The sequence below is a fragment of the Clostridium sp. HBUAS56017 genome, from assembly GCF_007115085.1.
Taxonomy (GTDB): domain Bacteria; phylum Bacillota; class Clostridia; order Clostridiales; family Clostridiaceae; genus Clostridium; species Clostridium cibarium.
Genome location: NZ_SULK01000002.1, coordinates 49,500 through 73,683, shown reverse-complemented (window position 1 = coordinate 73,683; position 24,184 = coordinate 49,500). Strand labels below are relative to the sequence as shown.

Below are 24,184 nucleotides of genomic sequence, written 5' to 3'. Positions count from 1 at the left end.
TCTGTTTTCCTCCTAATTACTTTTCAAATGATCAATAAATAATACTCCATCTAAATGCTCATTTTCATGGCATATAGCTCTAGCTAAAAGTTCTTCTCCCTCAAGGATAAATTCTTCACCTTTTTCATTTATAGCTTTAACTTTAACATAATTAGGTCTTACAACATTTTCATTTACTCCTGGAACACTTAAGCATCCTTCTTCTCCATCTTGAGTTCCCTTAGTTTCTAATATTTCAGGATTAATAAAAACCATTGGACCTTCTCCATCATAAACATCTATAACAAAAAGTCTTTTTAATATTCCTACTTGTGGTGCTGCAAGCCCCACACCATCAGCTTTATACATAGTTTCAATCATATCATTTATTAATTCTAAAAGTCTCTTATCTATTTTATCTACTTTTTTTGATTTTTTTCTTAATATCTCGTCACCATTAATTCTTATATTTCTTATTGCCATAAATTAATCCTCCTAGGCCATATTATTTGGATTAAAATCCATACTAACTCTTATATCATTATAAACACTCTTGGTTAATTCATAAAGGGTATCTTTAACTTTTTTTCTTAAATTTAATGAAATATCACCTTTAATTATAATCTGCCATCTAAAATTTTCTTTTATCTTTGTTATTATACAAGGGGTTGGTCCTAATAATTCTAAATCATTTTCATCTTCTAATATTTTATTCAATTCAATTTTAAGTCTATTCATAAATTTTATTAATTTATCTTCAAATTTGCTTTGCCCGTTAATAAGTAAGATGGTACTAAAAGGAGGATACTTCATAATTTTTCTTACCCTTATCTCCTCCTTAAACAATTCATCATAAGAATTATTTATCGCATAATTTAAACTAGCATTCTCTGGAGTATATGTTTGAACTATTACTTTTCCTTTCTTATCTCCCCTACCAGCTCTACCAGCTACCTGTGTAATTATTTGATAAGTTCGTTCTCCTGACCTGTAATCAGGAATATTTAAAGAAATATCAGCAGCTAATATTCCAACTAAAGTAACATTCTTAAAATCTAATCCTTTAGATACCATTTGAGTCCCTATTAATATATTTGCTTCACCATTTTTGAATGAATTATATATTCTTTCGTGAGAATCTTTTGTTCTTGTGGTATCTACATCCATTCTTAAAACCCTAGCTTTAGGAAATGTTTTTTTAACTTCATCTTGAACTCTTTCAGTTCCAGCCCCAAAAAACTTTACATATTTGCTGCTACACTTAGGACAAACCTTAACCTCTCTTTGGGCTCTACCACACATATGACAAACTAAATAACCATTTTTATGATAAGTCATTGAAACATCACATTCAGGGCATTTAAATACATAACCGCAACTTCTACAGGATACAAAGGTTGAAAAGCCTCTTCTATTTAAAAATAAAATAATTTGTTCTCCTCTTTTTAATGTCTCTTCAATTTCTAAGACAAGCTTTCTACTTAATATGGATAAATTTTTACTTTTAAGTTCCTCCCTCATATCCACTACTTCCATTGAAGGTAAAGGTTTGTTGCTTACTCTATTCTTGATTTCCACGAGCTCAATCTTTTCTTCCAATGCTTCGTAAAAACTTTCAACAGATGGTGTTGCAGATCCTAAGACATATTTGCATCCTTTTATTTCACTTAGGTACTTCGCAACTTCTTTTGTACTATATTTAGGATTATTCTCAGATTTATATGTATTTTCATGTTCTTCATCTATTATAATAAGACCTAAATCATTTAGAGGCAAAAATATTGCACTTCTTGCTCCCACAACTAGTGAAGCTTCGCCTCTTTTTATTCTAAACCATTCATCAAAACGTTCTCCTGGTGTTAATTTACTATGAAACAAGGCAACATCTCTTCCAAATCGACCTTTAAACCTTTCTATCATTTGAGGAGTTAAAGCTATTTCAGGAACCAACATTATAGCTGATTTCCCTTGCTTTAATGTTTCTGATACAAGGTTCATATACACTTCAGTCTTACCTGATCCTGTTACACCTTTTAACAAAAACCCTTTCTTATTTGAATTTATAATTCTTTCAAATACATTTAACTGTTCTTCGTTTAACCTATTTTTAGAATCTTCCTCATACACTCTATTATTATATCTATAAACTACTTCTTCTTTTACTTCTAAAAAACCATTTTCTATAAGTTTATTTAATATATAAATTGAGAAATCTCCTTTTTTCGTAATCTCACTTTTAGAAAATTCTCCATCATGAACTTTAATATATGATATTAAGTTTTTATAATTTTCTTTTTCTAATAATTTTCCTTCTAATTCTTTTGCAAAACAAATAACCTGTTTCTTTTTATTTTTAAGACCACTCATTAATCCTACAGGAATAATAGTTCTTATAGCATCAATATACTTACATAGATATCTTTCTCTCAAGAAATCTATAACCTTTAAATCATCTCTCGAAAGTATTGGTTCTTCATCCAATATTCTAGATATATTCTTTATACCTTTTATTTTCTCTACGCCCTCACATTTAAGAACCATAACAAAAGCCTCAACAGGTCTATTCCCTTTTCCAAAAGGCACTTTAACCCGATGTCCTACTTGTATAATTTCATTATGTTCTTCTTTTACTTTATAAGTGAAGGTTCTATCAAGTTCTATTGCTTCACTATTTACTATTACTTCAGCATATAAATCTATCACTACCCCTTCACCCTCCTTTAAATATATTTATAATTAAGAAAAAGCGCAAATTAGCGCTTTTCCATAATTATGTCAAATAAATTTCTTGCAACTTCCTTTTTGTTCATCTTTTCTAAAGTAGCTATATCTCCATTTTTAGAAATTATGCTTACTCTATTATCCTGGGAACCAAATCCTGTATCTTTCGAAGTTATATCATTAGCAACTATGTAATCAAGATTTTTTCTATCTAATTTACCCTTTGCATTCTCTATAACATTTTGACTTTCCGCTGCAAATCCAACTAAAATTTGATTTTTTTTCTTCTTACCAAGTAGCATTAATATATCATTATCTCTGACAAAATCTAAACTAAGATCTCCATCACCTTTTTTTATTTTTTGGCTACTTACTTCCTTTGCTTTATAATCTGCAACCGCTGCAGCTTTAACTACAATATCTGCATCATCGTAATGATTAATAATAGCATTTAGCATTTCTTCGTTAGTTTTAACATCTATAACATCTATCCCATAGGGTTTTTTCTCATTAGTAGGTCCTGAAACCAATATAACTTCAGCCCCTCTATCTCTTGCTTCTTTTGCTATTTCATACCCCATTTTACCAGTTGATCTATTTGTAAGAAATCTAACTGGATCAATATCTGTTCTTGTTGGTCCTGCACTTACTATTACTTTTTTATTTATTAAATCCTTTTTATCGTAAAGCTCACTCATTACCTTCTCTACAATAATTTCTGGTGCTGGTAATTTTCCTTTACCAACATCACCACAAGCTAATCTTCCACTATCAGGTTCTATAAACTCATAACCTAGCTTTTTAAGCTTTTCTATATTACCTTGTACTATTCTATTGTTATACATGCCAGTATTCATAGCTGGGGCAAAAATAACTTTAGCATTAGTTGCCATAATAGTTGTTGATAACATGTCATCTGCTATGCCGTTAGCTACCTTCCCTATTATGTTAGCTGTAGCAGGTGCAACTAAAAAAACATCTGCTCTTTGAGCTAAGCTAATATGTTGTATTTCCCAAGCTTTTGGTTCTTGAAACATGTCTGTAGTTACAAGATTTTGACTTATTGCTTGAAAAGTTAATGGAGCCACAAATTCTGTAGCAGACTTTGTCATTATCACTCTAACATCGATATCTTTTTTTCTTAATGAACTTGCAATATCAAGAGCTTTATAAACCGCGATTCCACCAGTAACACCTAAAACAACACATTTATTCTCTTTCATAATTACTTACTTAAATCCTCTACTGCTTCATAAGTAACAAGCCCTTCATTTACTTCGTTTATAGCTATTGTTAAAGGTTTCTTAGAATCAACTTCTGTAAGTTGTTTAGACCCATCAATTAATTGTCTAGCTCTTTTTGAAGTAACGATAACTAGTGAATATCTGTCCTCAACTTTTTTTAATAAATCTATAACTGATGGATTAATCATTGTATTATTCATTATTTATACCTCCTTGCGATCTGTTAATATGTCATCTTTTATTCTATCGACCCTACACTGCTCTGCAACCAAAATATTTTCTATTTTAACTACTGCATCCTCTACTTTATCATTTATCACACCATAATTATATTTCGAAATATAATTTATTTCTTGATAAGCTGATGTAAATCTCCTCATTAAGGATTCTGGTGTTTCACTTCCTCTATTTATTATTCTTTGTTTAAGCTCTTCCATAGAAGGTGGAAGAATAAATATAAATACACCATCTTCACAATTTTCTTTAACTTTAAGAGCTCCTTGAATATCAATTTCTAAAATTACATTTTTTCCTTCATCTAACATTTTATCAACACTAGATCTTGGTGTTCCATAAAAATTTTCATATACTTCAGCCCACTCTAAGAAATCATTTCTATCAATTCTTTTTCTGAATTCATCTTTTGTTAAGAAATAATAATTTACTCCATGAACTTCTCCCTTTCTAGGTTCTCTAGTAGTAGCAGATACCGAAAGGTAAAGATCATCATGCTTTTCAAGTAGTGCTTTACATATAGTTCCTTTTCCTGCTCCTGATGGCCCAGAAATAACTATTAGTACTCCTCTTTTATTCATTAATCTTCAACCTCATCTACTACATCATCCTTTGTTGATAATCTATGCGCAACAGTTTCTGGTTGTACTGCTGAAAGAATAACATGATCTGAATCAGTAACTATAACAGCTCTTGTTCTTCTTCCGTAAGTTGCATCGATAAGCATCCCTCTATCCCTTGCCTCTTGAATGATTCTTTTAATTGGTGCTGATTCTGGACTTACAATCGCAATTAATCTATTAGCTGAAATTATATTTCCAAAACCAATATTTATTAGCTTAATACCCATTTTATTTCCTCCTAATTATTCAATATTTTGCACTTGTTCTCTTATTTTTTCTATTAGATTTTTTATGTTAATGACTAAGTTTGTCATATCCATATCATTACATTTTGATCCAATTGTATTTGTTTCTCTATTCATTTCTTGAACAATAAAGTCTAGCTTTCTACCAATTGGTTCATCCAAGTTCAGTGTTTTTCTCATTTGATTTAGATGACTATATAATCTTGTAATCTCTTCATCTACAGCAGCTTTATCAGCAAAAATTGCCACTTCCATAGCTACTCTTTCTTCATCTATTGTCATCCCACTAGTAAGTTCCTTTATTCTTTCTTCAATTTTTCTTTTATATTGCTTTGGAACTTCTTCTGCTAAAGTTTCAATTTTTTTAACACTATCCTCAATACTGGATAACTTTAAAATAATATCTTCCTTTAATTTTTCACCCTCATTTATTCTCATATCATTCATATTATTAAGAGCTATATTAAGTAAAGGTGTAATTTCTCCAAGAATTTCTTCAATATTTTCTTCTTGAACTTCTAGAGTTATAACCTCTGGAAGTTTTGCAATCTTTGAAAGTGTTATATCATCTTCTATTTCCAATGTATCTGATAATTTTTTAAGACAATTATAATATTCTTTTGCTAAATCAACATTTAATTTAGGAATAGCATTTCCCTTGCCATAACTTTTATAATTAATAAATATATCAACTTTTCCTCTGCTGAGTCTTTTATTTACTATTTTTCTTATCTCTTCTTCTAAAGCAATCATAAATTTAGGCAATCTTATGTTTATATCGAGATATCTATTATTAACACTTTTCATTTCAATAGAAAATAAATATCCTTTACCTTCTTCACCTTGTGCTCTTCCGAAGCTAGTCATACTTTTTACCATGTCCTGCCTCCAATTTTCCATAAACTATAGTTTATAATAATCTACTAACTTTTTTCAGTCAATAGTTTATTCACAGAATATTAACATTTGTTTATATTTTTGAGGAAATCACTTTCAATTTTCCACTGATCTAATATAACCCATCTTCTACAAACTCTTTAATAAATTTCATATTGGATGAATGACTTAAAGCAACCATTAACTTTATCCTAACCTTTTGTCCTTGCATATTATCTCCAAATATAACACCTATATCTCTAAGATTTTTTCCTCCACCTTCATATCCATAAGATTCAAAAACTCTTCCTTCAAAGCATCTCGATACCACAACTACTGGTATGTTATTATTTATTGCTCTTTTAACTCCCTCTACCATTTTAGGAGGTATATTTCCTCTTCCCATGGCTTCTATAACTATCCCTTTATATCCTTTATCAATAGCAAAATTTATAAATTCTTCATCCATCCCAGCTACACATTTAATAAGTGCTATATGAGAATTTAATTTATCAATTACTATATGTTTTCCTTTTGGACATTTTCTGTAGAATATTACATTATTATTATCAACTATTCCTATTGGTCCAAAATTAGGAGTTCTAAACGCATTCAATGCCATTGAGTTTGCTTTTGTTACTTCTCTTGCACTATTTAATTCTCCATTAAAACAAACTAAAACACCTCTGCCTTTAGCTTCTTCTGATATAGCTGTACAGATTGATGCTGCTAGATTAGCTGGTCCATCATAACCTAATTCCGAACTACTTCTCATTGCTCCAGTGATAACTACTGGTTTATTTGTTATTAAAGTTAAATCTAACAAATAAGCTGTTTCCTCAAGAGTATCCGTACCATGCGTTATTACAACTCCATCTATGTCTTCACGTTCAACTAAAGCTCTAACTTTTTTTGACAATTCAAGCATTAACTCTGGTGTTACATGAGGTGATGGCAAATCAGAAAATGTATGACTTTCTATTTTTGCATATGATTCAATTCCTGTAACCATCGCCATTATTTCTTCTCCACTCAAAGAAGGTACTGCTGCTTGTATCCTTTCATCTACTTTCATCGATATAGTCCCACCATTAAATATAACTGCAACTTTTTTCATATTTTCCCTCCATCATATCTTTAGCATATTTTATTTATTTCATTTGATAATTATTTCAATAAAGTAAAATAACTTTTGGTCTCCCAAAAGTTACACATAAAGCAAAGTTTTTGGCAGGTCGGCGTACCCTGCATCTCTGGTTACTACTTAAAGTAGCGTATGAGGAGCCATTTCTCACCTCAAAAACACTTAATATATATTATAATTCTACCGCAAAAATGTTTCAAGTTTTTTATTTAAAATAATTCATGTAATATCGCTAAATTTAACTATTCTACCACTATAAATTCTGTTGTTGACTTTACCTTTGGTTATAGGATACATGGTAGATACGTAAATATATTTCTCTTCTAAGTCTACCTCTAACCCTAAAAGAATCGTATTATCTATTTTCTTTATTAATTCTAGCGCTCCAACACTCCCCCTTCTTTCATCAACACCAATATAATCAGGATTTTCAATAATCCCCTCCATTATCTGTAGTAAATTTTCTTTAACTCTTTTAGTTAATTGTTTGCCATGGCGCTTCTTAATGTGATTTATCACCCCCGGTGAGGCATAAACACTTCCATCAAATGCGAAGCCTAGCCTTTCTGCCAAAGAAGTATTTATTCGTCCGACTTTTTTATAAGCTTTATAATAACTTCTCATAATCACCATCACCATGCCTTATATTTTTTAGAAATGTCACCAATTCTTCATGATATACTCTAATTATATTATAATATACCAATATATTAACTACTATTATTATATTCAATTATAATCAAATATTAACATCTAATTTTAAAAAATTAGTCATTTTTCCACTTTTACTCTTTACCATTCTTAATAAAGTGATAGAATATATATTAATAATATTTAATAAAGATTGGGGAGATATCCATGGACAAGAATGAAAAAATCAACTGGGATGAACTTGGTTTTGAATACATCAAAACTGATTATCGTTACATATCCACTTGGAAAGATGGAGAATGGGATGACGGAAAATTAACTGAAGATAATATGCTTACAATTAGCGAAGCATCTACATCTTTACATTATGGTCAACAATGTTTTGAAGGGCTAAAAGCATATAGAACAAAAGATGGAAGTATTCAGCTATTTAGGCCAAATAGAAATGCATCCCGACTTAATGATTCGTGTAAAAAATTATTAATGCCACAATTACCTGAAGAGAAATTTATTGATGCATGTATGCAAGTAGTTAAAGCAAATGAGAGATTCGTTCCTCCTTATGGTACTGGCGGAACACTATATATAAGGCCTTTTATCATAGGCGTTGGTAATAACATTGGTGTTAAGGCAGCCCCAGAATATATTTTTTGTGTTTTCTGCGTGCCTGTAGGAGCTTATTTTAAAGGAGGATTAGCACCTGTTAACTTTATGATATCTGATTATGATAGAGCCGCTCCATTTGGAACAGGTCAGCAAAAAGTTGGCGGTAACTACGCTGCATCAATGGAACCTCATAAAATTGCAGTCGAAAGAGGGTTTGCAGACTGTATATATTTAGATCCTGCAACTCATACTAAAATTGAAGAAGTTGGAGCAGCAAACTTTTTTGGAATTACCCATGATAATAAATTTGTAACTCCTAAATCACCATCTATACTGCCAAGTATAACAAAATATTCACTTCTCCAATTAGCTGAAGAAGTTTTGCATTTAGAAGTAGTTGAAGGTGATGTATTTATTGATAAAATAGATGAATTTAAAGAAGCTGGTGCCTGTGGAACTGCTGCTGTTATAACTCCAATCGGAGGAATCGAATATGAAAACAAGCTACATGTATTCCACAGTGAAACTGAAGTTGGTCCTATCACTAGAAAACTATATGATACCCTTGTTGGTATTCAATTTGGAGATATTGAAGGTCCAGAGGGATGGATTTATAAAGTTAAATAACTAAACTCTTAATCTAAAAAAGAACCCCTTAGTAAAATCTAAGGAGTTCTTTTTTAAATTGTTATAGTATTATACAAATTAAACCACCACTACCCTCATTAATTATCTTTTGTAAGGTTTTTTGAATTTTCACCTGAACATCTTCTGGCATTTTATACAATTTATTTTGAAGCCCTTCTTTTACTAGCACTTCTAAAGATTTTCCAAACATGTTACTTTGCCAAAGACTAGTTGGATCAGTCTCAAATTGATCTAACAAAGCTTTAACAAGTTCTTCTGATTCTTTCTCCGATCCCATTATCGGACTAATTTCAGTTTTTATATCTGCTTTAATAAAATGTAATGATGGAGCGCTTGCTTTAAGTTTAACCCCAAATTTATTTCCTTGCTTTACAATTTCAGGTTCTTCAAATTTCATCTCTGTTAATTGTGGTGCAACTAACCCATATCCAGTATTTTTAACTTCTTCCAATGCATCTTTAACTTTATCATACTCTTTTTTGGCATAATTCAATTCCTTTATTAAGGATAACAAGTCACTCTCTGATACTACATCTAAATCACAAATCTCGCTTAAAACTTTATAGAATACACCGTCTTCTGGTTTTAATAATATTCTACCAGTTCCTGTCCCAAGATCCATTTCAATTAATAGAGAAGTTCCTAAGTACTCATCGCTCTTCATGTTTTTTAGGGATGCCTTTATATCTTTAACCTTCGATATGTCCTTACTCATATCCTTAATTATATTAAAGAAATCTTTTTTAAGCCAATGAGTTGGTTCAAGTTTTTCAAGCCATTCTGGCATATCTATGTTGATTTCTTTAACTGGGAATTCTTTAAGTACATGTTTAAATATTTCTTCAATATCATCCTCATTCATATTGTAAACATCTAGAATTTGTACTGTTACATTATATTTTTCTTCCATCTCCATTTTTAATGCTTTTGTTTCTGGTGCATTAGGTTTTGCACTATTTAAGATTACAATAAATGGTTTCTTTATAGATTTTAATTCTCCGATTACTCTTTCTTCTGCATCTAGATATTCATTTCTTTCGATTCCTGTAATACTTCCATCCGTTGTTATTACCAATCCAATAGTTGAATGGTCTTCTATAACTTTTCTAGTTCCAAGTTCTGCTGCATCTTCAAAAGGTATCTCATAGTCATACCAAGGAGTATGAACCATTTTTGCTTCTTCACCATCAAGATATCCTAATGCGCCTTTTACGATATATCCAACACAGTCTACCATACGGATTTTAAACCTAATTTCTTCATCAAGACTTATCTCAACAGCTTCATTAGGTACAAATTTTGGTTCAGTAGTATGAATACTTTTCCCTGATCCACTTTGAGGCAGCTCGTCTTTAGCTCTTTCTTTTTTATAACTATTTTCAATCTTTGGTATAACCATTAGGTCCATAAACTTTTTTATAAACGTAGATTTCCCTGTTCTTACAGGACCAACTACACCAACATATATGTCCCCCTGGGTTCTTTCAGCTATATCTTTATATATATTGAAGCTGTCCAAGTTATTACCTCCTAAAATATTTTTAACAATATATATATATTCTTCCTGATAAAAATATATTCTTATTTTTAATCCAAAAGAATAAGTTTAATATACCGTCCCTTCAAGATATAATATGCTTGTTACATGACAAAATGATAAAAAATAGAATGTAGGAAACAAATTTCCTACATTCTATTTAAAACTTCTATACTTACCAGGTTTCACTCTTCTTTTCTCTTTTCATAAGTTCACTAACACACACCTTTGGAGGTTTCCCCATAAACAATGCCCTATATAAAGCATCTGTTATAGGCATTGATATGCCAATTCTTTCTTTTAATTCATAAAAGGCTTTACATGCTTTAACTCCTTCTACAATCATTCCTACTTCATCAAGTGCTTCTTTCATAGTTTTGCCTTGTCCAATCAGAATCCCAGCTCTTCTATTTCTAGAATGCATAGATGTGCAAGTAACAATTAGATCTCCCATGCCAGTCAAGCCATAAAAAGTCTCGGCCTTACCCCCAAGCGCTATTCCAATTCTTGCAATCTCAGTCATTCCTCTTGTCATTAAAGCAGCTTTTGTATTATCACCATACCCCATGCCATCAATAACTCCTGATGCCAAAGCAATTACATTTTTTACTGCTCCTCCAATTTCCACACCTATTATATCTTCATTTGTATATACTCTAAAGTCGTTAGTCATAAATAAATCTTGAACTTCTTCAGCATATTCCATATTTCTTGATGTAACTACAATCGTAGTTGGAATTTCTGCGGCTACCTCCTCGGCATGACTTGGTCCCGATAAAACTATTACTGGATTTTTCAATTCCTTTTCAATAACAACTGATAATCTTTCATCCGTTTCCGGATCTATCCCTTTAGCTATTGATATGATCGGTACTGATTCATCAATAATTTCCCTTAATTCTTTAGCCATGTTCCTTATTACATGAGATGGAATAGCTAACACTAAATAATCTATAGACTTTACAGCCTCTTTTATATTGATGAAAGCAGTAACACTTTCTGGGATAACCAAATTTTTAATATACTTATCATTTCTTCTGTTATTATTTATATCGTTAACAACAGTCTCATCTCTATCGTATATTGATATTTCATGTCCCTTCTTAGCCAAAAGAATAGCTAATGCAGTACCAAAGCTTCCACCACCAATAAAGGCTATTTTGCTCATTACTTTTCCTTCCTCTCCCTATATTCTATCTGTATACCAGTCCCCTTAAAATCAAAACTTTCTCTCAATTGATTTTCTAAATATCTCTCATAAGAAAAATGTCTAGCATTCGTATCGTTAACAAAGAATACAAATTTAGGTGGTTTTGTTGCAACTTGAGTTGCGTAGAATATCTTAAGCCTTTTAAGAGCAACTATTGGAGGTTCTTTCATTAAAATAGCTTTACTTATTACATCATTAAGAATACCAGTTGAAACTCTCTTATTATAATTATCATAACACTTTTTAGCTATTTCTAAAACCTTATGAGTTCTTTGTCCTGTTAATGCTGATATAAAAAGATATTCTGCATATGCTAAAAATTTAAGATTTTGTTGAAGTTCTTTCTTAAACTTTTCCATAGTTTTATCATCTTTTTCTATAAGATCCCACTTATTAACTATTACCATAATAGCTTTCTTCATTTCATGAGCATAACCTATTATCTTTTCATCTTGCTCAGTTATTCCTTCTGTAGCATCTATCATCAAAATACAAACATCTGCTCTTTCAATTGCTGCAAGTGTTCTAATAACGCTATATCTTTCAATTTCAGCTTTTACCTTACTCTTTCTTCTTACTCCTGCTGTATCTACAAGTATAAACTTTCCAAGTTCGTTTTCAAGATAGCTATCAATAGCATCCCTTGTTGTTCCAGGTACATTTGATACAATTACTCTTTCTTCTCCTAACAATCTATTTATAAGAGAAGATTTCCCTACATTAGGTTTACCAATCATTGCTATTCTTATATACTCATCTTCTTCATCTTCTAGCTCAGCATTATCAAAATTTTCTACAACTCTATCAAGCATATCTCCTAGCCCTAATCCTTGTGATGCTGATATCGTAATCGGATCTCCTATGCCTAAGTTATAGAATTCCCATGCATTATCTTCTTCCTTAAGAGAATCTACCTTGTTAACAACTAACACAATAGGTTTCTTACTTTTTCTAAGCATATTTGCAACTTCTTCATCTGCAGGCGTTATTCCCTCTTTTCCATCAACTATAAAAACTATAACATCAGCAGTTTCTATTGCAATTGTTGCCTGTCTTCTCATTTGTTTTACTATTACATCATCACTTTCTGGTTCTATACCGCCAGTATCTATCATAGTAAAATTATAGCTTAACCATTCTGCCTCAGCATAAACTCTATCTCTTGTAACTCCTGGTGTATCCTCTACTATTGATATTCTCTTTCCAGCTAATCTATTAAACAATGTTGACTTCCCTACATTAGGTCTTCCAACCATCGCTACTATTGGTTTTCCCATTAGTATTTTCCTCCTCTTGCTATAGATAATTCCATATGTCAATCATCTTTGGTTTTCTATTTATATTCTTACCTAAAAAAGAATAAATTTTCAAATAATCTTTTCTTTATGTAAAGTTTTCTATCTTATGCTATATTACATTAATAATATATTTTAGTCAATTCTTATTAATACACATTACCTATCTTAATATAAAATAAAAGGCTGTCTACAAATGATTGTAACATTATCATCTATAAGACAGCCTCTCATATAATTAATTATTTAACTTGCTAATAAATAATATTATTCATTCAAATCTACATAAGTTCCTTTACTAGAAAAAATAGTACCTTCACATATATTTGTAACTCTATCCCCAATTCTTTCTAAATATTTGGCTACAAATAATAACTGAGCAGTTTTTTCTGTTTTACTGTCATCAACCTTTATTATGCTTAAAATGTCAGTAAATATTCTTTTATAAATTACATCTACATCATCATCCATCTTACATATTTCATATGCTTTCTCCACATCTCTCTCTATATATGCATTAATAGATAAATCAATCATCTTTCTTACCTGCTCTTCCATGTCCCATAGAGCTAAAGTTTCTTCCGGAAAGCTTCCACCAGATAAATTAATTTTTTTTGTGATTTTGCAAATATCTACAGCATGATCTGCCATTCTCTCCAAATCTGTTACGATTTTTGTTGCTGTAAAAACATTTCTTAAATCCTTTGCTAGAGGTTGTTCCGTAGCAATAAACTTTATACATTCTTCTTCAATTTTTTGTTGTAAATCATCAACCTTATCGTCAGAGCCTACTATCTCCTCAGCTGCCTTTATATCGTGATTTTTAAGAGCAACCATACTTCCATATATCTGCTTTTCAACCAAACTCGCCATAAGCAGCAATTTACGATTTATTTCATTAATTCTAGCCTTTTGAGAAATTCTTGTCATTTAATTCACCTCCTAGTTTATCCAAACCTACCTGTAATATAATCTTCTGTTCTCTTATCTCTTGGTTTATAAAAAATATTTTCTGTAGCATCAAATTCAATTACTTCACCATTTAAAAAGAAAGCAGTTTTATCGGCTATTCTACCTGCCTGTTGCATATTATGCGTTACTATTATAACTGTGTACTTTTTTTTCAATTCATCCATTAATTCTTCAACTTTACTTGTTGATATTGGATCTAATGCTGAAGTTGGTTCATCCATTAATATTATTTCTGGAGAAGTTGCTAAAGTTCTTGCTATACAAAGTCTCTGTTGTTGTCCTCCCGAAAGTCCTAGTGCACTTTTCTTCAATCTATCTTTAGTTTCATCCCATAGCGCTGCTCCTTTAAGACTTTTTTCAACTATCTCATCTAATACTTTTTTATCTTTTATTCCATGAATCTTAGGCCCATAAGTTATATTATCATAAATCGACATAGGAAAAGGATTCGGCTTTTGGAATACCATTCCTATTCTCTTTCTCAATGCAATTTCATCGTAATCATCATAAATATTTTTACCTTCGAATAATACTTTTCCTTCTACCTTAACTATCTCTATTAAGTCATTCATTCTGTTTAATGTTCGTAAAAATGTTGATTTTCCACACCCTGATGGTCCAATAAGTGCTGTAACCTCATTTTTGTTTATATCCAAATTTATCTTTTTTAATGCTTGATTTGTTCCATAATAAAGATCTAAATCTTTCGTTTCAATAATCGCCATTTTCTCCTCCTACTTTCCACTATATGATCTTAACAACCTATTTCCAAGTAATCTTGCTAATAAATTAAATAGCAATACGGCTAACATCAATACTGCTGCAGTACCATTGGCAATAGCTGCTGCATCTGGTACTACTCCCTCAGAATTAAGTTTCCAAATATGAACCGCTAAAGTCTCAGCTGGCTTAAACAAAGAAAAAGCTGATGTTTTTCCTGCTAAACTTATTTCATTAAAATTCAAATTACCTGAACTTAATCCTGCTGTGTATAGAAATGCTGCTGCTTCTCCAAATATTCTACCTGAAGCAAGAATAATTCCTGTTAATATTTCTCCCATAGCAGTAGGTAGTGTAAGTTTGGCAATTGTTTGCCATTTACTTGCTCCTAACCCTAAAGAAGCTTCTTTCACCCTCAAACTCGCTACTTTTATTGCATTTTCTGAAATTCTAGTCATTGATGGTATATTTAAAATACTAACAGACAACGCTCCAGCTAAAACTGAATATCCCCATCCTGCCATATTAACAAATACTAACATTCCAAACATACCAATTACTATAGATGGAAGGGAAGACATTGTTTCTAAAGACAATCTAATAAACCTAACTATTGGCCCTTCCTTAGCATATTCTGCAAGATATATTCCTGCACCTACTCCTACTGGAACAGTAATTATTAATGATACCAAAAGCATGTAAAAGGAGTTAAACAATTGAGGTCCTATACCACCACCAGCTGAGGTTGTCTTTGGGGCTCCAAAGAGAAAACTAGGCTTCAACATTGATATTCCCTTCCCCAAAATATATAGTATAAATGCACCTAAGATAATAACTACAAAAAAGCTCATTATGTAAATTATTATAGTTGCTAGCTTATCAGCTTTCTTAGGATTCATTAAATTTCACTCCTTTTCTCTATCCTTCTAATAATTAATATAAATAAGAAAGAAATAATAAGTAATATTAAAGCCAAAGTCCATAGAGCATCATTCCAAGCAGTTCCAGACGCAGTATTTGCCATATCCATGGTAATAATACTTGTTAGAGTTGCTGATGGAGATATAAGATTTCCTGTTAATTTAACTGTATTACCTATTACCATTTGAACTGCCAAGGCTTCTCCAAAAGCTCTTGCTACACCTAAAACTACTCCAGTTAAAATCCCACTTTTAGAACCAGGAACAATAACATTTTTTATAGTTTGCCATCTTGTAGCTCCTAAACCATATGATGCTTCAATATGTTCGTGTGGCACACTCTTTATAGCATCTATAGATAATGTAGCTATAGTTGGTAGAATCATTAAAGCAAGCACTAAAATACCCGCCAAAAGAGAATATCCTATACCTCCTACATTTTGTTTTATAAATGGTACAAGTAATGAAACACCAACCCATCCATAAACTACAGATGGAATACCAACTAATATTTCAAGTGAAGGTTTTATTATCTTGTTTCCTAACTTCTTAGATATAACGTTAACAAATATCCCCAGAGAAATAGCAACAGGCGCACTAATGATTACTGCACCCATAGACACTATTGTAGAACCTAAAATGAAAGCCAAAGCACCGAAGGATGCTGGGCTTCCACCTGGTTTCCACTCATCTGAGAATAAGAACTCTGTTATACTGAAGTTTCCTTTGATAAACAATTGTAAGCCTTTTTGTGCAATAAATACAATAATAGAAATGGTTATAATAATTATTAGCATACCACATATGCTTGCAAATGTTTTTCCTAAATATTCATTAAAAAAACGTTCTTTAAAACTTCTTTTTTCCATATTTCTCATTCCTTAATATTATAAATTATTTAACTTTCATCTCACTTCCTGATATAAATCCTAATTCTTCCACAGCTGACTTATTTTCATCACTCATTATATATTCTATGAAATTTTTTGATAATCCAGTAGCTTGACCTTTTGTATACATATGCCCCCATGACCAGAAAGGATATTTTCCTGTTGTAATATTATCTTTATTACATTCAACTCCATCTATTGAAATTCCAACTAAAGTTGATTTAGCTTCGTTGCCGCTCATATAAGCAAGCCCTAAATAACTTATTGCCCCGTCATTTTGCTTCATAGCACTTAATACTGATCCATTTTGATCTTGAGTTGCTCCAATTGAATCATTTTCAAATGCCTTATTTCCATCTAAAAGAGTTTTTTCAAAAGTTACTCTTGTTCCTGAAGATGCTGGTCTATGAACAACAAATATTTCTTTGTTTGGACCTCCAACTTCACTCCAGTTTTTTATCGCTCCTGAAAAAATCTTCTTAATTTGATCTTTAGTTAAATTCTTTACACCTAAATCCTTATGAACAGCTACAGCAAATCCTTGTGCCACAACTTTGTGATCAGTTAACTCACCAGCTTTGTCTTTATCTAATTTTTCTTCTGCAAAAATATCAGAATTACCTATATTTACTGATCCTTCAGATACCTGAGTTAATCCTATCCCTGATCCACCTGCTTGAGCATTAATTTCAACACCAGAATTTTTTTCTTTAAATCCCTCTATTGACTTTTCCATAAGTGGTAATAATGCTGAAGACCCACTTATAGAAATAGTTTTTTCTTCACTACCATTTCCAGAGTCTGTATTATTAGAACCGCAGCCTACTAATGCACCTCCGAGCATAGTAACTAGCAATGTTCCAAGTACTAATTTTAAGCTTTTCTTTTTCATAACTTCCCCTCCGAAATCTTTTATTTATCTTACAATGTTAATGATAAACCTCGAAAGTTAACCAAATATTTGATTAATGTTAAGTTATATTAGAAGAATGTTAATTAAATTTAACATTGGAATAAGTTTTTTATTGTTATTAGATATGTTTAATTTTCACAGTAAACACACTACCAACACCGGACTTACTTTTAACGGTTATTTCTCCGTTAAATGTTTTAACTATATGCTTTACTATAGCAAGACCAAGCCCTGTTCCTCCACTCTTTCTTGCCTTATCAACTCTATAAAACCTTTCAAATATTCTAGGAATATCATCTTCCGGAATTCCAATTCCATTATCTTCAACTTGTAATACATATTCACCTTCAGCACTAAAACTTCGTATAATAACTGTCGCTCCAGTATTAGAATATTTTATTCCGTTTTCCACTAGATTCAATACTATTTGAATAAATCTATCTTTATCTCCATAAAGCATCTCTGAATTAGTTTGTTCAAGTTTTATCTTTATATTCTTAGAATTTGCAAAATTTTTAACCATATTCATTACATCATCAATTTCTCCATTTGGTAAAAATTCCTTTTCTTCTCCTATACATTCACTTTCTATTTTTGAAAGCACTAAAATATCATTAATAAGCCTACTAAGTCTTTCCGACTCCTTATCTATTATATCTAAAAATTTTTTTCTAGTTTCATCGTCTTCAACATATCTTAATGTTTCTGCAAAGCCTTTAATTGATGTTAACGGAGTTTTTAATTCATGAGAAACATTAGCCACAAATTGACTTCTCATATTTTCTAGTCGTCTTATATCTGTTACATCTTGTACCGCTATTACCTTTCCTATCTTCTCCAAATCATACACAATTGTTGCTTTTTTTATTCTAAGCACCCTTTCTATTGGATGTAATAGCTTAATTTCTTTTTCTGCTTCTTCATTTCCATTTAAGAAATTATTTATATCATAATCCTTTATATAACTTGAAATATTTTCTCCAGTGATATTTTTTCTAATTCCAAATATTCTCCTAGCATAAGGATTAATTGTAATTACTTCATCTCTACGATTTACTGCTATTACTCCACTTTCCATACAACTTAAAATGGATTCTAACCTATTCTGCTTGTCTATAACTTGATTAATTTGATTTTGCAATTGATCTGCCATATTATTAAATGTTCTTGCTAATGATCCAATCTCTCCTCCCGTTCCTTGGTTAGCTCTAATATGTAAATCACCATTTGCAATCCTTGCTGTTACATTTTCTAAATCTTTTAATGGTCCTACTATGGTCTTTACAAGTTTTGTAGACAAAAACACAGAAAATCCTAATACACTTATTAATATAACAATCCAATAAATCATAGTATCATAATTGAAAAACACCACTGTTTCAAAAGGAATTGATGTTCTTAATATCGTTCCATCATTAAGCAACGATGCGTAATACACAGTTTTAATTCTAGTTGTATCACTTGACCTTACTGAATAGCCACTACCATTTTTCAACGCTTCTTGTACTTCAATTCTACTTAAATGATTTTCTTCTAGCTTTCCATAAGTATCATAAATAACTTTCCCATTCTTATCTATAAAGGTACATCTAACATCTACACCATTTATTTTGTAAGATTCTATAACCTTCGCATCAGTGATATTTAATTCCTTAACATAATTATTTAAGTTTTCTAAAGCTTCAGTGGTTTTATTCACTTCATTATCATTGGCAATAATTATAAAAAGACAAGTAGCACTAAGTAAAGCAAATATTACAGTTATTATGACACTAGCTAATATCTTACTTCTCATCACTATCTAAAGGGTTAAATCTATACCCTACTCCTCTTATGGTTTCAATATACTTTGGATTCTTATCATCTTCCTCTATTTTCTTTCTTATATATCTTATATGAACATCAACAGTTCTAGTTTCTCCAATATATTCATACCCCCAAACCTTATCCAATAAAGTTTCTCTCTGAAGTATCTTCCCCTTATTTTTTATCAATATTTCTAACAACTCAAATTCCTTCAAGGTTAAATCTACTTTATTATTCTCAATTAAAACTTCATGTCTTTCAAAATTTATCTTCAACCTTCCACTTTCAAAAGACTCTTCATTATAATCTTTTACACTTGTCAATCTTCTAATCAACGCTTTAACCCTTGCTAGCAACTCTCTTACTGAAAATGGTTTTGTTATATAATCATCAGCACCAAGCTCTAATCCAAGTATTTTATCTAATTCTTCCCCTTTTGCAGTTAGCATTATTATCGCAGTCCCTGAAGTATCCTTATTATTCTTTATCTCTTTACAAACGTCAAAACCATCCATCCCTGGTAGCATTAAATCTAATAATACAACATCAGGTTTATTTTCCTTTACAAACTTTAATGCATCTATTCCATTATTAGTTGTAAAAACCTTATAACCTACATTCTCTAAATTGAATTTTAAAAGTTCTAAAATATGTTCTTCATCATCCACTACTAATATTTTTTCTTCTGCCACTTTTATCCCCCCTATTTTATTAATACAAATGAAAATAATCTTCCGTATGCTCCATTTGAAGCCCTATATGAATACAATTTAACTTCATTAGAACAATGAGTACAAAGTGATATAGAATTAATATTTTCTTCTTCTATCCCACATTCCCGTAAATCTTTAAATATACATTCTTCTAAGCTTAAATTTCTATCATTAAATAATATTTTTTCATCAATTCCTTTTTCTAACAAAAACTTTTCCTTCAATTCTTGTGAAACTTCATAACAGCATTTTCTAATATGTGGCCCAATATATGCTTTAATATTTACTGTATTCACACTATATTCTTTCTCCATCTTTCTAACTGTTTTCTTTGTTATTGAACTGAAAGTTCCTTTCCATCCAGAATGGATTGCTGCAACAGAACCTGAAACTTCATCTACTAAAATTACAGGAACACAATCAGCAGTAAAAACACCTATTATACTATTTCTAACATTAGTTATTATAGCATCCCCTTCTTTTTCTATGAGTTCCTCGCCATTTTCTCCATTATAAGAAAAAATAGTATCCGAATGAATTTGCCTTAAGTAAATAACTTTGTCAACGCGAAATTCTCTAGTAAGTCCATTAATGTTATTAAGTCCTTCCTCTGTATTTCTATTAAAATTTTTACTCTCTTCTGCTGTAGAAAAAACAACCTTAGTTTTTTCATTTTCTATAACTAAATAATCCTTCATTCTTTTTAAGGTTTTTAACTCTATTCTTTTCATTACTCCTCCTTAATACTTTATAACCTCATTTTAACATTATAAAGTTCTCCCATCTATTTTTATGAAAATAATTAACCTAAGATTAACTTTAGGAATATATAAAAAACTGCTGATTAATCTCAGCAGCTTTATTATACCTACAAATTAACTAGTAGTCATTAAATTTTTAATCTCTTCCAAAAAAGTGTTTATGTCTTTGAACTGTCTATAAACAGATGCAAACCTAACATAAGCAACTTCATCAACTTCTTTTAACTTATCCATTATCATTTCACCAATATATTTGCTTTGAACTTCTGTTAACATTCCATTTGAAATTGTTTTTTCAATATAATCTGCTATATCTTCAATTTGCTTTCTTGAAATCGGTCTTTTTTGACAAGCTATTATAAGTCCATTAATTATTTTTTCTTTATTAAAGTTTTCTCTAGTTAGGTCTTTCTTCACAACAAGAATAGGAATATCTTCAATCTTTTCATAAGTTGTATACCTCTTTCCACAACCTAAACATTCTCGTCTTCTTCTTATTGTATTATTATCATCTGTCGATCTAGAATCAACAACTTTACTCTCTTCACAGGAACAAAAGGGACACCTCATGTTTATTCTCGCCTTTCCTTATGTTTATTTAATTCATAAAGTTATTATACATATTTTTCTTTCCTATATCCAGTATTATTCACAAATATTATTATTACTAGTCCCATTTATATCTACCAATATTACATCTAGACCTATTTTAATTATTTTGTTCCACGGTATTTCTATATCTTCTGTTTTAGAGAACCATCCTTTAGTTTCACCTGGTAAAATAATAGATAAAACTCTATGTTCATCACAGTCAATCTTTATATCTTTAATAAATCCAACTTTAGCTCCAGCATTTATATCTATTACTTCCATCATCTTCATTGCATTTATTGAATTTAAACTTTCCTCCATACCTATCCCCCGACTTTATCTTGATTTTTATACATTATATTCAAATTGTAAATTATTATAACTTAATATTCTAATAAATGAGGCGTTAGAATATTCCTAACGCCTTTAAACATTTTTCCTCATGTGCTTTAATGCTGTTTTTTCAAGCCTAGATACCTGTGCTTGAGATATACCAATCTCATTTGCAACTTCCATCTGTGTTCTTCCATTAAAAAATCTTAAATTTAATATGAGTTTTTCTCTATCTGTTAATTTCTTCATAGCCTCTTTTATCGATATATTTTCAAGCCAGCTTTCATCAGTATTTTTACTATCACTAACCTGATCCATTACATAAATTGCATCTCCACCATCATGATAAATAGGTTCATATAGTGATACTGGATCCTGAATAGCATCAAGAGCAAATACAACATCTTCTCTAGGTAGATTAAGTTCTTTTGAAATTTGCGATATAGAAGGTTCTTTATTATTGTCCTTTATTAATTTATCTCTTACAACTAAAGCTTTATATGCAATATCTCGAAGAGACCTACTAACTCTAATTGAATTATTGTCTCTTAAATACCTCCTAATCTCTCCAATAATCATAGGTACCGCATATGTAGAAAATTTTACATTTTGATTTAAATCGAAATTGTCTATTGCTTTCATTAATCCAATGCATCCAACTTGAAATAAATCATCTACATTTTCTCCTCTATTATTAAATCTCTGAATAACGCTTAGCACAAGCCTTAAATTACCTTTTATAAAGGTCTCTCTAGCCATACTATCCCCATTATGCATTTGTATAAGTAACGATCTCTTCTCCTTCTCTTTTAGTACTGGGAGTTTAGATGTATTTACTCCACATATTTCTACTTTATTAATGATCAATATCATCAACCCCTTCGGAAGTAATAACTAACTGCATTAATAATTATCTCCGATAGAAGATTCTTTTATACTAAAGACAAACTATAGCATTCTACTAATTTCTTTTTTTAACCTATTAATAATTTTCTTTTCAAGTCTAGAAATATATGACTGAGATATCCCAAGCATGTCAGCAACCTCTTTCTGAGTCTTCTCTCTAGTTCCAAATAATCCAAATCTTAATTTAACAATTTCTTTTTCTCTTTCATTTAAATTTTTAAAAGCCATGAATAATAATTGCTTATCTACTTCATCTTCAATAAGATTATATACCGTGTCATTTTCTGTTCCTAAGATATCTGATAATAATAATTCATTTCCATCCCAATCTATATTTAAAGGCTCATAAAACGATATTTCCGCTTTAATTTTGCTGTTTCTTCTTAAATACATTAGAATTTCATTTTCTATACATCTAGAAGCATACGTTGCAAGTTTTATTTTTTTCTCTGGATTAAATGTATTTACCGCCTTAATAAGTCCAATTGTCCCCACAGATATTAAATCTTCAATATTAACACCTGTGTTTTCAAATTTTTTTGCTATATATACTACTAACCTTAAATTTCTTTCAATTAATGTGCTTCTTACATTCTCGTCACCTTCTAATATTTTTGTTACGAGTTTCTCCTCTTCTTCTTTTGTTAGCGGTGGTGGTAAAGCCTCATTTCTACCTATATAATGAATTTTCTTTCTAAATAATTTGAGTTTTGTTACTAATCTGTTAAAAAATATATCTAGTCTAATCATATTTCCTCCTCTATACTACACCTCTGGATAATAAAGCATTAAAGTCCTTTTCTCTACTTAATATATCTTTACATGGACAAATTATTGCTTTTACCTCTCTAAAATCTTTACCTTCTTCTCGTATCATTACTCTGTCAACTTTGAATCCTTTTAACTTTCCTTCATACCCTATCGCACTATAATTTATATAATATACCTTGTCCTCATTAAATTTGTAATTATAAAACAACCTCTCCTCTATAATTATACATGGTAAATTAGTAATGGGTTCTCTAAGCTCATTTCCAGTATCTAAAAAGCCTTTAATCAAATACTTTATATCGTCTATATAAATTTCAACATCAAATGTGAAATTATTTATTACTGATCTCTCCCTAAAGTAGCTTATAGCTCTGAAATAAATTATATATATAATCATTAGTGCCAGCACCAATGATTTTAAAGAAAAATTATTAATACTAAAACCATTACAAAAAGTATAAGAATTTTCAAACTCTGCAAGATAGAAACATATTCCACTTAATGTTACTGAAGCAATCAAGAAAACCGCTGTGGATTTTATAGCCATTTTCCATCTTTCTTTTCCCATAATTATTAGGCTCATAAAATAAGCTACACAAAATTGTATTGGCATAAATGAAAAAAAACTTAACGTCGGAAAAATCATAACCATTGTATATATTGCACCTAATATTGAAGATAATACTAATTTCTTATTTTTAACCTCTACTCTTATTACATTAAAAGTAATAGACAATAAGAATAGATCAACAATAAAATTTTCAATAAGTACAACATCTAAATAAATTTCCATTTCTTATCCCCCTTCTTTAAGGTTATTATAAATCATTGCTCTTCAAAATTTTGTCACTTTTAATTATTGGAACAACTTTTTT

The 24,184-nt window shown here is 30.5% G+C and carries 26 protein-coding genes; 1 reads left to right on the top strand and 25 read right to left on the bottom strand.

Going from position 1 to position 24,184, the window contains the following annotated elements; genetic code table 11:
- Positions 1 to 12: 12 nt before the first annotated feature.
- From def to FAY47_RS02525, 9 genes are all read right to left on the bottom strand, one after another.
- Positions 13 to 462: a peptide deformylase gene (gene def, locus FAY47_RS02565; protein ID WP_143314852.1), complete on the bottom strand. Its 450-nt coding sequence runs from the start codon at positions 460 to 462 to the stop codon at positions 13 to 15.
- Between the two features lie 12 nt (positions 463 to 474).
- A complete protein-coding gene (gene priA, locus FAY47_RS02560; RefSeq protein WP_143315100.1) occupies positions 475 to 2,679 on the bottom strand; it encodes a primosomal protein N' in 2,205 nt (734 codons plus the stop codon).
- A 53-nt stretch (positions 2,680 to 2,732) separates the two neighbouring features.
- The gene (gene coaBC / locus FAY47_RS02555) at positions 2,733 to 3,923 is read right to left on the bottom strand and encodes a bifunctional phosphopantothenoylcysteine decarboxylase/phosphopantothenate--cysteine ligase CoaBC (protein ID WP_143314851.1); all 1,191 of its coding nucleotides are present in this window, start codon (positions 3,921 to 3,923) and stop codon (positions 2,733 to 2,735) included.
- 2 nt (positions 3,924 to 3,925) lie between these two features.
- Complete coding sequence (rpoZ, locus tag FAY47_RS02550; RefSeq protein WP_143314850.1) at positions 3,926 to 4,144, bottom strand: DNA-directed RNA polymerase subunit omega; 219 nt, start codon at positions 4,142 to 4,144, stop codon at positions 3,926 to 3,928.
- A gap of 3 nt (positions 4,145 to 4,147) precedes the next feature.
- A complete protein-coding gene (gene gmk / locus FAY47_RS02545; RefSeq protein ID WP_143314849.1) occupies positions 4,148 to 4,759 on the bottom strand; it encodes a guanylate kinase in 612 nt (203 codons plus the stop codon).
- Positions 4,759 to 5,028: a DUF370 domain-containing protein gene (locus FAY47_RS02540; RefSeq protein WP_143314848.1), complete on the bottom strand. Its 270-nt coding sequence runs from the start codon at positions 5,026 to 5,028 to the stop codon at positions 4,759 to 4,761. The genes gmk and FAY47_RS02540 overlap by 1 nt, the downstream gene beginning before the upstream one ends.
- 15 nt (positions 5,029 to 5,043) lie before the next feature.
- Positions 5,044 to 5,925, bottom strand: a complete 882-nt coding sequence (locus tag FAY47_RS02535; protein ID WP_143314847.1) for a YicC/YloC family endoribonuclease — start codon at positions 5,923 to 5,925, stop codon at positions 5,044 to 5,046.
- Between the two features lie 130 nt (positions 5,926 to 6,055).
- Positions 6,056 to 7,039, bottom strand: coding sequence for an asparaginase (locus FAY47_RS02530; RefSeq protein ID WP_143314846.1), 984 nt, complete (start codon positions 7,037 to 7,039; stop codon positions 6,056 to 6,058).
- Between the two features lie 246 nt (positions 7,040 to 7,285).
- Positions 7,286 to 7,690, bottom strand: coding sequence for a PBECR2 nuclease fold domain-containing protein (locus tag FAY47_RS02525; protein ID WP_143314845.1), 405 nt, complete (start codon positions 7,688 to 7,690; stop codon positions 7,286 to 7,288).
- Positions 7,691 to 7,924: 234 nt separating this feature from the next.
- Between FAY47_RS02525 and FAY47_RS02520 the strand changes: the two genes are divergently transcribed.
- On the top strand, positions 7,925 to 8,950 hold the full coding sequence (locus FAY47_RS02520; RefSeq protein ID WP_143314844.1) for a branched-chain amino acid aminotransferase: 1,026 nt from the start codon (positions 7,925 to 7,927) through the stop codon (positions 8,948 to 8,950).
- Between the two features lie 61 nt (positions 8,951 to 9,011).
- Here the strand turns inward: FAY47_RS02520 and spoIVA are convergent, their stop codons facing one another.
- From spoIVA to FAY47_RS02440, 16 genes are all read right to left on the bottom strand, one after another.
- Positions 9,012 to 10,490 (bottom strand): stage IV sporulation protein A, encoded by a 1,479-nt coding sequence (gene spoIVA, locus FAY47_RS02515; RefSeq protein ID WP_143314843.1) that lies wholly within the window; start codon positions 10,488 to 10,490, stop codon positions 9,012 to 9,014.
- A gap of 193 nt (positions 10,491 to 10,683) precedes the next feature.
- Positions 10,684 to 11,676 (bottom strand): NAD(P)H-dependent glycerol-3-phosphate dehydrogenase, encoded by a 993-nt coding sequence (locus FAY47_RS02510; protein ID WP_143314842.1) that lies wholly within the window; start codon positions 11,674 to 11,676, stop codon positions 10,684 to 10,686.
- Positions 11,676 to 12,995: a ribosome biogenesis GTPase Der gene (gene der / locus FAY47_RS02505; RefSeq protein ID WP_143314841.1), complete on the bottom strand. Its 1,320-nt coding sequence runs from the start codon at positions 12,993 to 12,995 to the stop codon at positions 11,676 to 11,678. The genes FAY47_RS02510 and der overlap by 1 nt, the downstream gene beginning before the upstream one ends.
- Before the next feature lie 285 nt (positions 12,996 to 13,280).
- Positions 13,281 to 13,943 (bottom strand): phosphate signaling complex protein PhoU, encoded by a 663-nt coding sequence (gene phoU / locus FAY47_RS02500; RefSeq protein WP_143314840.1) that lies wholly within the window; start codon positions 13,941 to 13,943, stop codon positions 13,281 to 13,283.
- Between the two features lie 17 nt (positions 13,944 to 13,960).
- Positions 13,961 to 14,710, bottom strand: a complete 750-nt coding sequence (pstB, locus tag FAY47_RS02495; RefSeq protein ID WP_143314839.1) for a phosphate ABC transporter ATP-binding protein PstB — start codon at positions 14,708 to 14,710, stop codon at positions 13,961 to 13,963.
- A gap of 9 nt (positions 14,711 to 14,719) precedes the next feature.
- A complete protein-coding gene (gene pstA, locus FAY47_RS02490) occupies positions 14,720 to 15,604 on the bottom strand; it encodes a phosphate ABC transporter permease PstA (protein ID WP_143314838.1) in 885 nt (294 codons plus the stop codon).
- A complete protein-coding gene (gene pstC, locus FAY47_RS02485; RefSeq protein WP_143314837.1) occupies positions 15,604 to 16,494 on the bottom strand; it encodes a phosphate ABC transporter permease subunit PstC in 891 nt (296 codons plus the stop codon). Before pstC ends, pstA begins: the two co-directional genes overlap by 1 nt.
- A gap of 25 nt (positions 16,495 to 16,519) precedes the next feature.
- Positions 16,520 to 17,407 (bottom strand): phosphate ABC transporter substrate-binding protein, encoded by an 888-nt coding sequence (locus FAY47_RS02480; protein ID WP_143314836.1) that lies wholly within the window; start codon positions 17,405 to 17,407, stop codon positions 16,520 to 16,522.
- A 139-nt stretch (positions 17,408 to 17,546) separates the two neighbouring features.
- Positions 17,547 to 19,223, bottom strand: coding sequence for a sensor histidine kinase (locus tag FAY47_RS02475; protein WP_143314835.1), 1,677 nt, complete (start codon positions 19,221 to 19,223; stop codon positions 17,547 to 17,549).
- A complete protein-coding gene (locus FAY47_RS02470; protein WP_143314834.1) occupies positions 19,213 to 19,926 on the bottom strand; it encodes a response regulator transcription factor in 714 nt (237 codons plus the stop codon). Before FAY47_RS02470 ends, FAY47_RS02475 begins: the two co-directional genes overlap by 11 nt.
- 11 nt (positions 19,927 to 19,937) lie before the next feature.
- Positions 19,938 to 20,678 carry a peptidoglycan editing factor PgeF gene (gene pgeF / locus FAY47_RS02465; protein ID WP_143314833.1) on the bottom strand — a complete coding sequence of 247 codons (741 nt, stop codon included), beginning with the start codon at positions 20,676 to 20,678 and terminating at the stop codon, positions 19,938 to 19,940.
- Between the two features lie 144 nt (positions 20,679 to 20,822).
- On the bottom strand, positions 20,823 to 21,278 hold the full coding sequence (nrdR, locus tag FAY47_RS02460; RefSeq protein WP_143314832.1) for a transcriptional regulator NrdR: 456 nt from the start codon (positions 21,276 to 21,278) through the stop codon (positions 20,823 to 20,825).
- A 75-nt stretch (positions 21,279 to 21,353) separates the two neighbouring features.
- A complete protein-coding gene (locus FAY47_RS02455) occupies positions 21,354 to 21,620 on the bottom strand; it encodes a YlmC/YmxH family sporulation protein (RefSeq protein ID WP_143314831.1) in 267 nt (88 codons plus the stop codon).
- A gap of 105 nt (positions 21,621 to 21,725) precedes the next feature.
- The gene (sigG, locus tag FAY47_RS02450; RefSeq protein WP_143314830.1) at positions 21,726 to 22,499 is read right to left on the bottom strand and encodes an RNA polymerase sporulation sigma factor SigG; all 774 of its coding nucleotides are present in this window, start codon (positions 22,497 to 22,499) and stop codon (positions 21,726 to 21,728) included.
- Between the two features lie 81 nt (positions 22,500 to 22,580).
- The gene (gene sigE / locus FAY47_RS02445) at positions 22,581 to 23,288 is read right to left on the bottom strand and encodes an RNA polymerase sporulation sigma factor SigE (protein WP_143314829.1); all 708 of its coding nucleotides are present in this window, start codon (positions 23,286 to 23,288) and stop codon (positions 22,581 to 22,583) included.
- A gap of 10 nt (positions 23,289 to 23,298) precedes the next feature.
- Positions 23,299 to 24,102, bottom strand: a complete 804-nt coding sequence (locus tag FAY47_RS02440; RefSeq protein ID WP_143314828.1) for a sigma-E processing peptidase SpoIIGA — start codon at positions 24,100 to 24,102, stop codon at positions 23,299 to 23,301.
- Between the last annotated feature and the right edge of the window lie 82 nt (positions 24,103 to 24,184).